Below are 13,320 nucleotides of genomic sequence, written 5' to 3' on the forward strand. Positions count from 1 at the left end.
GGGTAAACCTACTTAACGCATATACATGTACAGAATGCGGACGTTGTACTAGCGAATGCCCAGCTAATAAAACAGGTAAAAAACTATCTCCTCGTAAAATTATGATGGATACAAGAGATCGTTTGGAAGAAGTTGGTAAAAATATTGATGCTAATAAAGGAGAGTTTAAAGATGATGGTAAGCAGCTATTAAACGATTATATTACAAAAGAAGAACTTTGGGCGTGTACATCGTGTAATGCCTGTACAGAAGCTTGCCCAGTAAGTATAGACCCACTAAATATTATTATGGAAATGCGCCGTTACTTGGTAATGGAAGAATCGGCAGCCCCAATGGAATTAAACAATATGATGACAAATATTGAAAATAATGGAGCGCCATGGCCATATAACCAGATGGATAGATTAAATTGGAAAGACGAATAAATATTGGTTGTTATTGTACTCATTACCTATAAAAGCTTTAATGATTACTATAACATTTAATACAATTATTATAAGTTGTAACAATGTTGTTTGTTTTAATTAGAATAAAACAAGTGAGTAAAACTCAAATAACATACAGTACCCTGTTTATATTGCTAGGTCTAGGACTTAATACAATGTTTGCGCAATCCTATAAAAAAGATTCTCTTCAAATAAAAGTCTATACAGAAATAGCATATAAGAATAGTAAAGCGACAAATATAAAGCTTAAAAAAGTATTTTGCGATTACTGTACAGAACAACAAACAAAAAGTATAGGAGAAGAAGCTTTAAGAAGAGCAGATTTAGAAAAATATTATCCTGAAAATAAATTAGAGAACGGAAAAAAACGATTAGCTATATATATAAGAATCTCTAAAGAAGATTTTAAATCTATAACCAAAGAGACTAAGATAAACATCAAACTAAAGGAATGAAACGCGAAGAAGCAGATAAACTACTACACGAAAAAGTTGAAGCTGGAGAAAAAATTAGCCCAGTATTACCAGAAGGAGTAAAAAACTACCTAGTAGATATAGATGGCACAATTACAGAAGATGTACCTAACGAAGAGCCAGAACGTATGGTTACATGCGAACCATTCCCAGACGCATTAGAAACATGTAACAAATGGTATGATGAAGGACACATGATTTGTTTCTTTACCTCTAGAACAGAAGAACATCGTGCTGTTACTACAGATTGGTTAAACAAGCATGGATTTAAATTCCATAGCTTATTAATGGGGAAACCTAGAGGAGGTAATTACCATTGGATAGATAACCATTTAGTAAAAGCGACTAGATATAAAGGGAAATTTACAGATTTAGTAGATAAAAATGTGACGATTCAAGTTTTTGATGACTCCCAAAAAGACTAATTAAAGTAAGTTCATGAATATAATAAAAACATTAATTGTTACCCTGTTTTTAGTTACAGGCTTTGCAGAGCTTTATGCTCAAGATGATAAAGCATCACAGGAACTAGATACAATTGCAATAAAAATATTTGAGAGTGTAAATAATAAAGATTTTGACACTTTATTAGACATGACTTACCCAAAACTTTTCGAAATAGTTCCAAAAGAATCGATGTTGCCTATTATAAAATCAATGTTTGAGGGTAACGATGAATTTGCAATAGAAATCCCTAATGAGATTCCTAATTATAAATTGTCTGACGTATATAAAGATGAAGAAACTAAAGCAGACTATGCTTTTTTATCTTACGATTTAAAAATGAAAATGACGTTTAATAATAAGACGTTTTCAGACGAGCAAAAAGAGACAATGAAGAAAATGATGAAAATTCAAGGTATGGATGTAGAATTTTTATCAACCAATACATTGAATGTATTAATGAAAGATAGACTAATCATTTTTATAAAAGACGATTCAACAAACAAGTCGTGGAAGACATTAAATTACGATCCAGACTCACCAATATTTTTTCAAATATTATCGGTAGAAATTCTTGAAAATGCTAAAGCATACAATCAAAATTTAATGTTAGAGAGTAAAAAACAAACAAAAACTAATTAACAAATCATGAGCGAACAACTAAAGGTGCCTACAATGGCGGAGTTTATGGCAGAAGGCAAACAACCAGAAGTACTATTTTGGGTAGGATGTGCTGGAAGCTTTGATGATAGAGCTAAAAAAATAACTAAAGCGTTTGTAAGATTGTTAAATAAGGCAAATGTAGAATTTGCTGTTTTAGGAGCAGAAGAAAGTTGTACAGGAGACCCAGCGAAACGTTCAGGAAACGAGTTTTTATTTCAAATGCAAGCCGTTACTAATATCGAGGTAATGAATGCTTACGAAATAAAAAAAATAGTTACAGCATGTCCACATTGCTTTAACACATTAAAAAATGAATACCCTGGATTAGGTGGTAACTATGATGTTGTTCACCATACACAGTTTTTAAAAGGATTACTGGATGACGGACGGTTAACTATAGAAGGTGGTCAGTTTAAAGGAAAACGTATAACATTTCATGACCCATGTTATTTAGGTCGTGCAAATAATGTATACGAAGCTCCAAGAGATTTAATACGTAAGTTAGATGCAGAACTAGTAGAAATGAAAAGCTGCAAATCTAGAGGCTTATGCTGTGGAGCTGGAGGTGCGCAAATGTTTAAAGAGCCAGAAAAAGGAGATAAGGACATTAATATTGAACGTACAGAACAAGCGTTAGAAACTAAACCACAAATTATAGCAGCAGGTTGTCCTTTTTGTAATACAATGATGACAGATGGAGTAAAAGGGAAAGAAAAAGAAGGAGACATTGAAGTCATGGATATTGCAGAATTAATTGCTAATGCAAAAGATTTATAAAAGTAGGTGTACGGTACCTAAATATTTTAAATAATTATGAATGTTTAAAAACGAACAGATAAATATAGACGAGTTACCAACACTAGAATCTATAACATATAAACCTGTTTCTAAAACATATTTAAAAGTACTATTATTTAATAGAGTAATTATATACGCTATTATAATAATGGTACTTTTTGTATTAAAACAATCTCCAAAATTTAAAGAAATAGAGTTTTCTTTTATACCCGTGATAATTGCTATTAGCGCAGCCTTTCTTATAAATAGCATTATAACCATTTTAGCATTTTCTAAACGAGGCTATGCCTTAAGAGAACACGATATAATATACACTAAAGGGCTTTTGGTAAACAAGATTACTACATTACCATTTATTAGAATACAACATATTGAAATTTCTAGATCCTTTTTAGCAAGAAAATTAAATTTAGCAACACTTAATATCTATTCTGCAGGAGACTCAGGAGAAGATTTATCTATAAAAGGCTTACCAATAGATGTTGCTAATAGATTAAACGATCATATAACAAGTAAGTTAAATGAATGACTTTGATTTTAGTAACCCTAGCCGGCAATCTGTTAAAGGAATTCTAGTATTATTTGTACTTAATACCTATAAATTTGTAAAAAAGAGTATTACGTTACTGCTTGTATTTACGTACAGTCTATTCCAAAAAGGCAGTGTCTTTGGGTTTTCAAAAAACCGTATAATGCTACTATTTGCAGGTGTTATTTTAATAATGTTAATTAAGGCAATTTTAAAATACTTAAACTTTACATTTTATATTTCTAAGGACGATTTCCATTTATCTACTGGTATTTTAAAAAAAGAAACCATTTTAATACCAAAATCAAAAATTCAAAACGTATATATAAAACAAAATATATTTCAGCAATTAATAAATGTAGTACAAGTAAATATAGAAACAGCAGGAGACAATAGTACAGAGATTTCTATAGCAGCATTACAACGTAAAAAAGCATTACAATTAAAAGAAGCCCTATTTTTAAACTCTAAAATAATAGATACAGAAATTGTTGAACCCCAAGAGAGAGAAAGCGCTAAAAATAATGTGTTTTATGAAGCCTCTATAAAAAAACTATTACTAGAAGGTATTAGTCAAAATCATTTACAGAGTTTCTTTATTATTGTAGCCTTTATAGGCGGGCTTTATACTAATTTTAAAGATTTTGTAAAGCAATTGGATTGGCAAGATTATTTTGGAGAATGGTTTAAAATGGATGAAAGCTCGTTTCTAAAAATGCTTCTGTTTAACTCTTTTATTATAATTGTTTTAGTAATTACCACTTTTTTAGTATCACTAATAAAAACTGTAATTGTTAATTATAACCTAAAAGTTGTTGACAATAACAAAAGTATAGAAATAACAAAAGGCTTATTAAATAAAGTATCTTTAAACCTTACACCATCTAGAATACAAAATATTCAAATTACAACAAATAAAGTAAAGCAATATCTTGGATTACACACCATGAACTTTAAACAAGCCATGGTTGCAAAAAAAGAACAGAAACATTTTTCAATTATAGGATTAGGAAAAGCACAAATAGATTATTTAGTGCAACGTTTATATAGTGCATTTAATAAGGATTTGCAGCGCTATAAACCAGAATGGTATTATAAAAGAATTTTAATTTTAAAAACAATTCCTGTTTTAATTATCATTAATGCACTAGCTTTTAGTTTTTTTGAAATCTATTTTTGGTTGGTTAACTTACTATTTATTCCATACCTAATATTAGCAATACAATCTAGATACAACAAAGCATTTTATACTATGGACGACAATTATTTATCTGTAGGTAGTGGAGGCATATTAAGTTCTAGTATAGAGCTGTTAGAAATTCATAAAATACAAACTGTAAGTATTGTACAAAGTATTTTTCAAAAACGTAGATATATAGCATCTGTAAAAATTGCAACATCATCAAAAACAATAACTATTCCTTATGTTAAGGCGCAACAAGCAAAAACAATAGCAGATTACTTATTGTATAAGGTAGAATCTCAACGGTTAGATTGGATGTAAAATCGTATTTTTGTACAACAAACAATTTAAAAATACAGCACAATATATATGTTAGTAGAATTTAACACTTTACCAGAAACGTCAAGAGTCTGGATTTACCAAGCCAATCGTTCATTTTCAGAAGCTGAATTAGAAGAAATAAAAGAAAAACTTAATATATTTATTACTAATTGGACAGCTCATGGTAGCGACTTAAAAGCAGGATACGAAATTAGATATAAACGATTTATAATAATCGCTTTAGACCAAGATATACAAGCAGCAACAGGTTGTTCTATAGATGCTTCTGTACATTTTATTCAAGAGTTAGAAAAAGCATATAATGTTGATTTAATGGATAAAATGAATGTCTCTTACAAGCAAGGTGAATTTGTAGCCCATAAAACATTAACAGATTTTAGAACAATGGCTAAGCAAAAAGCAGTTTCTAAAAAAACAATAGTATTCAATAATCTAGTTACAAACATTGCCGAGTTAAAAGAAAACTGGGAAGTACCAGCTAGCGAGAGCTGGCATAATCGTTTTTTAAATTAAAAATAACAATAGCCAAAAACGGTATTATTTTAATATTGAGTTTGGCTATTTTGATTTTAATAGAACCTAAATAGCTAATTGTCAGCTAATTTGAGTTTAAAAAATCGAAAAGAATGAGTTATTAGTTTTATAACAAAGCACAACCTCTCAAACGACTTAATAATAGAGGGTGAAAAACCTTTAAACGGACTAGGTATAGCATATAAAAAAGATTAGTTTAACAGAACTAACAAACAGATTTAATACAGAAAATGTATACAGAAGCTACGCAAATTGTATCTAAAATCGCATAATCGTGTATAAAACTTTACATTGGTTAATTACTTCTTTATAAAACTATCTTAAAGTCTTTAATTATCGTAGGAAATATACTAATTTGGCATAGTTTTTAGTTGTAAATACTAATAGAACAACTATTAAACCCTATTATTTATGCGCAAATTATTTTTTCTTATATTTTTCAGTTTAATAACGAGCACTTTCTATGCTCAAACTACAAATAATCCATTACTAGCAAAAGACGTTGAAGGTCAAAAAAAGTGGGTAGACAGTGTTTATAATTCACTATCGTTAAAAGAGAGGATAGGGCAACTATACATGGTTCAGGTTTTTTCTAGTCAAACACCTCAAGAAAAAAAGAAAATAGTAAAACTTATCAACGACCATAAAATAGGGGGTATTATCTACTCAAAAGGAGGCCCAGTTCGCCAAGCAAGATTAAATAACAAATTACAAGCAGTTTCTAAAATACCATTATTAATAGGTATGGATGCAGAATGGGGGCTAAGTATGCGTTTAGATTCTACATATTCTTTTCCATGGAATATGACGTTGGGAGCTATAAAAGATAATAGACTAATAGAACAAACGGGGAAGCAGTTAGGAGAGCATTGCAAACGTTTAGGAGTTCATTTTAACTTTGCACCAGTAGTAGATATTAATACCAATCCAAAAAACCCAATAATTGGGAACCGTTCTTTTGGAGAGGACAGAGACAATGTAACCAATAAAGCATTAGCATTTATGAAAGGCATGCAAAGCACTGGCGTTTTAGCTAATGCAAAACATTTTCCAGGACATGGAGACACCTCTGCAGATTCGCATAAAACATTGCCAACGGTAGATTTCGATGAAAAACGAATAGACTCAGTAGAACTATACCCGTATAAAAAATTAATAAAAGAAGGCTTGTCTAGCGTTATGGTAGCGCATTTAAATATACCAAGTTTAGAACCTAGAGATGGTTACCCATCTTCAATATCTAAAAACATAGTCACTACTATATTAAAAGAACGTCTAGGATTTAAAGGGCTTATTTTTACAGATGCATTAACAATGAAAGGAGCGTCTAATTTTAGCAAACCAGGAGATATAGATTTAGTGGCCTTTTTGGCAGGAAACGATGTAATGTTAATGTCTAGTAATGTAGCCATAGGTATAGAAAAACTTACCGAAGCATATAATAAAGGAACAATAACCGAAGACCGTTTAGCACACTCCGTAAAAAAAGTATTACAAGCAAAATATAAAGTAGGATTAAATAAATACTCTCCAATAGGAATCCATAACTTAGTAAAAGATTTAAATAGAGCAAAAGACGATATCCTTTACGAAACCCTAATGGAAAATGCTATTACAATAGTAAAAGACTCTAACCAAGTATTGCCTTTACGTCATTTAGAAACTAAAAAAATTGCCTATGTTAAATTAGGGGACGATGATGGTAAACCGTTTTTAAGAACACTTAAAAATTATACAGAAATACACGAAATAAAAGCAGATAATTTAGATGAATTAATAGCACGTCTACGAGCATATAATACGGTTATTGTTGGGTATCATAAATCTAATGCAAACCCATGGAAAGATCATAAATTTTCTAATAAAGAGTTAACATGGTTATACGAAATAGCAAGAACAAATAATGTTATTTTAAACGTTTTTGCAAAACCTTATGCGCTGCTAGATATTAAAACAATTACAAACATAGAAAGTGTAATAGTAAGCTATCAAAACAGTAAAATAGCACAAGAAAAATCGGCACAAATTATTTTTGGAGCATTAGCCTCTAAAGGAAACCTACCAGTATCAGCAGGACAATATTTTAAAGAAGGAGAAGGAATACATAACACAGCAATTCAACGATTAGGCTATACTGTACCAGAACGCGTAGGGATTAGCTCCGAAAAGCTAAAAAAAATAGACTCTATCGCTAACTATGCCGTAAATGCAAAAATGACACCAGGAATTCAATTAGTAATAGCAAGAAAAGGGAAAGTTATTTACAATAAAAACTTTGGAAAACATACGTATGATAAAAATAGTGAAAATGTAAAGTACAATGACATTTACGACATTGCCTCTTTAACTAAAATTGTAGCAACATTACCATTATTAATGGAATTAGAAGAAAAAGGCATTGTCTCATTAAATACTAAATTATCAACAATACTACCAGAATATAAAGAATCGAATAAAAAGGATATTACAATAAAGAAAATGTTGTCGCATTATGCACAACTAAAACCTTGGATTCCATTTTATTATGCAACATTAGACTCTGTAACCAAAAAACCATCTCCAGAATATTACAGTAAAACTAAAAGTAAAAAGTTTAATGTAAAAGTGGCTAATAATCTATACATGCGTAGCGATTACCAAGATTCTATACCAAAACTAATTAAAGATACAGATTTGTTACGCCGTTTACGTTACCGTTATAGCGACTTACCTTATTATATTTTAAAGCGTTATATAGAAAAACATTACGATAAACCATTAAATGAATTAGTGCAAGATCATTTTTATAAATCTCTAGGCGCAAATTATACAGTATATAATCCATACAAAAATGTAAGTAATAAGCATATAGTTCCGACAGAGATAGACGATTACTATAGATTTCAAAAAGTACACGGTTACGTGCACGATATGGGAGCAGCAATGCAAGGCGGTGTAGGAGGACATGCTGGGGTTTTTAGTAACGCTAACGATATTGCTAAAATCATGCAAATGTACTTGCAAAAAGGATATTATGGAGGTAAGCGTTATTTAAAAACCGAAACAATAAATAAGTTTAACACTTGTTATTATTGCAGTAAGAAAGTGAGGCGAGGAGTTGGGTTCGATAAACCTCAGTTAGGAGAAGAAGGACCAACTTGCGGCTGTGTATCTATGACGAGTTTTGGTCACTCAGGTTTTACAGGAACCTATACATGGGCAGACCCAGAACAAGAATTGGTATATGTGTTTTTAGCAAATAGAACATACCCAACATCTAAAGGAAAAAATAGGTTATTAAGAGAAAATATAAGAACAGACATTCAAGCGGCTATCTATGATGCCATTATAGAATAAACTGTAATAAAATATAATCAATCAAAAAAACACAGTAATAAAAAACATGAGAATAGGAATAGTATGTTACCCCACGTTTGGAGGTAGTGGAGTTGTAGCTACAGAATTAGGATTAGAACTATCTAAACGAGGTCACAACATTCATTTTATAACCTATAATCAACCTGTTCGATTAGAATTATTAGGAAACAATGTACACTACCACGAGGTTAATGTACCAGAGTATCCTTTATTCCATTATCAGCCGTACGAACTTGCTTTGTCGAGTAAGTTGGTAGATATGGTAAAACTTCATAAAATAGAAGTATTGCACGTACATTATGCTATACCACATGCCTATGCGGCATATATGGCTCAAAAAATGTTGAGAGAAGATAATATATATGTACCAATAGTAACAACATTACACGGTACAGATATAACTTTAGTAGGAAGCCATCCGTTCTATAAACCAGCAGTAACATTCAGTATAAATAAATCTGATGCAGTAACAGCAGTTTCTCATAGCTTAAAAGAAGATACTTTACGTTTATTTGATATAAAACAAGACATTAATGTAATAACTAATTTTATAGATTTAAAGAAATTTAAACATGGTTTTACAGACTGTCAACGTGGTATGATGGCTAATGATAATGAAAAAATTATTACACACATTAGCAATATGCGGCCAGTAAAACGCATACCAGATATTATTAATACATTCTATAAAATACAGCAAGAAATCCCTGCCAAGTTAATGATGGTTGGAGAAGGACCAGAACGAGAACCAGCAGAAAGACTTTGTAGAGAATTAGGCATATCTAACAAAGTTGTGTTTTTTGGAAATAGTAATGAGATTGACCGTATTCTTTGTTTTTCAGACCTATTTTTATTACCAAGTGAAACCGAAAGTTTTGGGTTGTCTGCATTAGAAGCTATGGCATCTGGAGTTCCTGTAATATCTAGTAATACAGGAGGTATACCAGAAGTTAATGAAAACGGATTCTCAGGTTTTTTAAGCGATGTAGGAGATATAGAAGCTATGAGTAAAAATGCAATAAACATTCTTAAAGATGAGCACTTACTCGAAACGTTTAAAGTTAATGCAAAAGCACAAGCAGCTAAATTTGATATTCTTCAAATAGTACCACAATATGAAGCTATTTACGAAGCAACATTATCTAAATGCATAAGAGAAGAAGTTAATTAAGCCTTTTTCTAGATATTAAGTATTCATAATCTTTTATTTTAAGAAGTAGTTTTATTTTAATAACTTTCCTTACTTAAAACTAAAGATATTATGAATAGAAAATCCTTTTTAAATTTAAGTGCAAGAGCAAGCTTGTTTTTAGGGCTATCCCCTGTACTAAGTAGCTGCAAAGACGAGACTATTATAGATAAAGAAGAAGCAAATGCTTTACTTTTAAATAGCAAAGCAACAGGCGCTGTCGTAAACCTAAAAGCAGCCCCTATTAGTAAGGTTAGAGTTGGTATAATAGGTCTTGGAAATAGAGGAAGTGTTTTAATTCAAATGTTTGAATATTTAATAAAAAATAACTTTGCCGAGATTGCAGCTCTTTCAGACTTAAAAGAGGATAAAGTTCAAAAAAACAATACCTATTTAAAAAAGATTCAAGATAAAGAAGCCGATTTATATTTTGGAGGAGAAGAAGAATGGAAAAAAGTTGCAGATAGAGACGATATAGACTTACTTATAATAGCAACACCATGGAAATACCATACAGAAATGTCTATTTATGGTATGGAGAAAGGAAAACATGTAGCCTGTGAAGTACCTATAGCCTATACATTAGAAGACTGCTGGAAAATTATTGAAACAGCAGAGCGTACAAAAAAACATTGTATGATGATGGAAAACTGTTGCTTTAATGGAGAAGAGTTATGGGTTTTAAATATGGTAGACCAAGGTGTCTTTGGCGATTTAAACCATGCAGAAGGAGCATACATTCATGATTTAAGAAAACACATGTTAGATGATGTTTATTATGAAGACCAATGGCGTATTAAACATCACGAAAAAAGAAACGGTAACTTTTATACAACACATGGTCTTGGGCCTGTAAGTTTTTATATGGATATTGGTAGAGGCGATAATTACGATCATTTAGTGTCTATGAGCTCTAGAGAACAAAGCCTTTCTATGGCTGCAAAAGAGCAAAATAGTAAGTTCTCTAAATTTGCCTGTGGAGATATGAATACAACTTTAATTAGAACAAAAAAAGGCAAGAGTATAATGCTTCAGTTTGATGTACATACAGGAAGACCATATTCCAGATTAAATACCTTAACAGGAACTAAAGCAGTACACCAAGGTTATCCCTCTAGACTATTTATTAATGAACCTGAATTAAAATACTGGGGACATAATTGGTTAAAAGAAGAAGAGTATAAAAGTTATAGAGAAAAATACGATCATCCGTTATGGAATAAGCTAAAAACACAAATAGATGCTAATGCAGTTGGACATGGAGGAATGGATTTTGTAATGATTTATAGACTTATTCGCTGTTTAAACGAAGGCTTGCCTTTAGATATAAACTTATACGATAGCGTATTGTGGAGTGCTATAACACCATTGTCTGAAATATCTGTAGCTAATGAAAGCGCAAGTACAAAAATTCCAGATTTTACAGGTGGAACATGGGAAAAATATAGAAAAGCAGAAGTATTAAGAGATATTATTTAAGTTATAACATTTATTCGTTATTTCTATAATGTTATCGTAATGCTCTTGTACGCTTTTAACTAATTTAAATTGATTTTTACAGCGTGTTAAATTATGCGACGCATATTTTACTTTATAATAAATATTATTATTAAGGTAATCTGTTAAAAAACGTAATCCCATTATAAAAATTATTGTTTTAACCCCAAGAGGTAAATAATTTATCTCTTGAGGCGTTAAAATACCTTTTGTAGATTGTGCATGCCCTTCACAAAAAGCTTTGTAGTAGTCTAGTTTAATAGAAACATTATCAAAATCGTCACTATCTTCAACAGCACTAGTGCATATAGAGCGTATAGAATCTCCAAAATCGAAATGAATAATGCCGGGCATTATTGTATCTAAATCTATAACAGCTAAACCTTCTTCATTATGGTTAAACAATATATTAGATAATTTTGCATCATTATGTGTTACTCTTATAGGAAATGCACCATTATCTTTTAGCCTAGCTAATTCCATCATTTCTTCTTTGCATTGTATAGCAAAATTAATTTCTTTTTGGGCATTGGCTTTATTGTCCTTAGAGGCTTTTTTAAGAGCCGCTTCAAACTGTAAAAAACGTAACGGAACGCTATGAAAGTCGGGTAAAGTTTCTTTTATAATATTAGAAGATAAAGATGCGGTCTGTTTAATAAAATCTCCATAGAGTTTACCAGCTTCAAACACCATTTTTGTATTAGTTGCAATGTCATGAGTAACACTATTAGAAATATATTCCATCATATTCCAATAATTACCATCACTATCTTTAAAACTAGATTCTAAATTTATGGTTTTTATAAAGCGTACAGATTTGTATGACGATTCTAATTGCTTTAAATGCTCACTAACAGCTGTTTTATTTGCGATGATACTTTCTACATCCTTAAAAACAGTTGCATTTAATTTCTGTAAAACATAATGCTCGTTACTGTTTGAAGTTACTAAATAAGTGTCATTTATATGTCCAGATTCAAGTGCCTTTATTTTTTTTAAACCAGATTGAATATTAAATTGATTGGCTATAACCTGTAAGTTTTTTAGAGCTACCATAATTCCTTAGGGTAAACACCCTGTTTAATTAATTCTGAAATACTGTTAGAAACATTATCGATATCGCTTTTATATGTAATGCCATACCATTGTGATGCTGTAGATAACATTTTAAAGGTCATTAAATTATTTTTTATGGTATAATCAACAATTTGAGCAATGTAAAATTCTGAACTCTCTTTAATTTTAGGAGTCTCTAAAAACTGATTAAATTGATTTGTTGCAATTTTAAATATTTCAGGTGAAAATCCCCAAAAATTCATAGACACAATCGTTTCTGCTGGTAATTGTACTTCATTAGTATCTAAATCTATATAAGTAATAATACCAGAGTTTTGCGCTTTAATTTCGGTTCTTTCAGTAATATCTATTAATAGGCTATTATTATCTATAACACATTCTCCTCGAGATACGCTTCCGTTACTAGAAAGTGTGTTTTTTAATGCATAACCTAAAAAGAAATTCCTGTTTTTTGTTTCAAAATTAAAAAGCGCATCATGCATTGTTGCAAAAGCAGATCTGCCATAAAAATCATCAGCATTAATTAGTGCAAAATTATTAGTAACAACGTCTTTTAATGTTAATAAAGCATGTCCAGTTCCCCAAGGTTTTTTTCTTTGATGGTTATATTTATTAGTTATGTTGTCATTGCTTTGTATAATAAAATGCATGGTAACAGAAGTATCGAATGTATTTTCATAGCGATCTTTAAATTCATCTAAAATCTCCTTTCTTAGTATAAAAATTATAGTATTAAATCCAGCTTGAATAGCATCATAGATTGAGAAATCTATAATAGAGTAGTGGTT

At 30.6% G+C, this 13,320-nt stretch carries 13 protein-coding genes; 11 read left to right on the forward strand and 2 right to left on the reverse strand.

Features of this window, described 5'->3' with window-relative positions; all coding sequences use genetic code 11:
• From ACVC2P_RS19620 to ACVC2P_RS19670, 11 genes are all read left to right on the forward strand, one after another.
• A partial coding sequence (locus tag ACVC2P_RS19620) for a 4Fe-4S dicluster domain-containing protein (protein ID WP_452600144.1) occupies window positions 1-425 on the forward strand: 425 nt, incomplete at its 5' end.
• Between the two features lie 113 nt (window positions 426-538).
• On the forward strand, window positions 539-901 hold the full coding sequence (locus ACVC2P_RS19625; RefSeq protein ID WP_452600145.1) for a hypothetical protein: 363 nt from the start codon (window positions 539-541) through the stop codon (window positions 899-901).
• Entirely contained in the window at window positions 898-1,344 is a 447-nt protein-coding gene (locus ACVC2P_RS19630; RefSeq protein ID WP_452600146.1) for an LNS2 domain-containing protein, read from the forward strand. Before ACVC2P_RS19625 ends, ACVC2P_RS19630 begins: the two co-directional genes overlap by 4 nt.
• Window positions 1,345-1,357: 13 nt before the next feature.
• Window positions 1,358-2,005: a hypothetical protein gene (locus tag ACVC2P_RS19635; RefSeq protein ID WP_452600147.1), complete on the forward strand. Its 648-nt coding sequence runs from the start codon at window positions 1,358-1,360 to the stop codon at window positions 2,003-2,005.
• Between the two features lie 6 nt (window positions 2,006-2,011).
• On the forward strand, window positions 2,012-2,803 hold the full coding sequence (locus ACVC2P_RS19640; protein ID WP_452600148.1) for a (Fe-S)-binding protein: 792 nt from the start codon (window positions 2,012-2,014) through the stop codon (window positions 2,801-2,803).
• Between the two features lie 40 nt (window positions 2,804-2,843).
• The gene (locus tag ACVC2P_RS19645; protein ID WP_452600149.1) at window positions 2,844-3,353 is read left to right on the forward strand and encodes a PH domain-containing protein; all 510 of its coding nucleotides are present in this window, start codon (window positions 2,844-2,846) and stop codon (window positions 3,351-3,353) included.
• Window positions 3,346-4,857, forward strand: coding sequence for a PH domain-containing protein (locus tag ACVC2P_RS19650; protein ID WP_452600150.1), 1,512 nt, complete (start codon window positions 3,346-3,348; stop codon window positions 4,855-4,857). The genes ACVC2P_RS19645 and ACVC2P_RS19650 overlap by 8 nt, the downstream gene beginning before the upstream one ends.
• 48 nt (window positions 4,858-4,905) lie before the next feature.
• Window positions 4,906-5,391: an ABC transporter ATPase gene (locus tag ACVC2P_RS19655; protein ID WP_452600151.1), complete on the forward strand. Its 486-nt coding sequence runs from the start codon at window positions 4,906-4,908 to the stop codon at window positions 5,389-5,391.
• 432 nt (window positions 5,392-5,823) lie between these two features.
• Window positions 5,824-8,748, forward strand: a complete 2,925-nt coding sequence (locus ACVC2P_RS19660; RefSeq protein WP_452600152.1) for a glycoside hydrolase family 3 N-terminal domain-containing protein — start codon at window positions 5,824-5,826, stop codon at window positions 8,746-8,748.
• 46 nt (window positions 8,749-8,794) lie between these two features.
• Window positions 8,795-9,940, forward strand: coding sequence for an N-acetyl-alpha-D-glucosaminyl L-malate synthase BshA (gene bshA / locus ACVC2P_RS19665; protein ID WP_452600153.1), 1,146 nt, complete (start codon window positions 8,795-8,797; stop codon window positions 9,938-9,940).
• Between the two features lie 90 nt (window positions 9,941-10,030).
• A complete protein-coding gene (locus ACVC2P_RS19670; protein WP_452600154.1) occupies window positions 10,031-11,437 on the forward strand; it encodes a Gfo/Idh/MocA family protein in 1,407 nt (468 codons plus the stop codon).
• On the opposite strand, the gene ACVC2P_RS19675 is transcribed toward ACVC2P_RS19670, so the two are convergent.
• Both ACVC2P_RS19675 and ACVC2P_RS19680 read right to left on the reverse strand, forming a co-directional pair.
• Window positions 11,420-12,511: a phosphotransferase enzyme family protein gene (locus tag ACVC2P_RS19675; RefSeq protein WP_452600155.1), complete on the reverse strand. Its 1,092-nt coding sequence runs from the start codon at window positions 12,509-12,511 to the stop codon at window positions 11,420-11,422. The genes ACVC2P_RS19670 and ACVC2P_RS19675 overlap by 18 nt on opposite strands.
• A partial coding sequence (locus tag ACVC2P_RS19680; protein WP_452600156.1) for a sugar phosphate nucleotidyltransferase occupies window positions 12,505-13,320 on the reverse strand: 816 nt, incomplete at its 5' end. The genes ACVC2P_RS19680 and ACVC2P_RS19675, both read right to left, overlap by 7 nt.

The organism is Pontimicrobium sp. MEBiC01747 (assembly GCF_053601635.1).

Coding starts and splice junctions, on each gene's coding strand:
- ACVC2P_RS19650 (WP_452600150.1), top strand. CDS start 3,346: ATGAATGACTTTGATTTTAGTAACCCTAGCCGGCAATCTGTTAAAGGA.
- ACVC2P_RS19655 (WP_452600151.1), top strand. CDS start 4,906: ATGTTAGTAGAATTTAACACTTTACCAGAAACGTCAAGAGTCTGGATT.
- ACVC2P_RS19670 (WP_452600154.1), top strand. CDS start 10,031: ATGAATAGAAAATCCTTTTTAAATTTAAGTGCAAGAGCAAGCTTGTTT.
- ACVC2P_RS19675 (WP_452600155.1), bottom strand. CDS start 12,511: ATGGTAGCTCTAAAAAACTTACAGGTTATAGCCAATCAATTTAATATT.
- ACVC2P_RS19645 (WP_452600149.1), top strand. CDS start 2,844: ATGTTTAAAAACGAACAGATAAATATAGACGAGTTACCAACACTAGAA.
- ACVC2P_RS19660 (WP_452600152.1), top strand. CDS start 5,824: ATGCGCAAATTATTTTTTCTTATATTTTTCAGTTTAATAACGAGCACT.
- ACVC2P_RS19640 (WP_452600148.1), top strand. CDS start 2,012: ATGAGCGAACAACTAAAGGTGCCTACAATGGCGGAGTTTATGGCAGAA.
- ACVC2P_RS19635 (WP_452600147.1), top strand. CDS start 1,358: ATGAATATAATAAAAACATTAATTGTTACCCTGTTTTTAGTTACAGGC.
- bshA (WP_452600153.1), top strand. CDS start 8,795: ATGAGAATAGGAATAGTATGTTACCCCACGTTTGGAGGTAGTGGAGTT.
- ACVC2P_RS19630 (WP_452600146.1), top strand. CDS start 898: ATGAAACGCGAAGAAGCAGATAAACTACTACACGAAAAAGTTGAAGCT.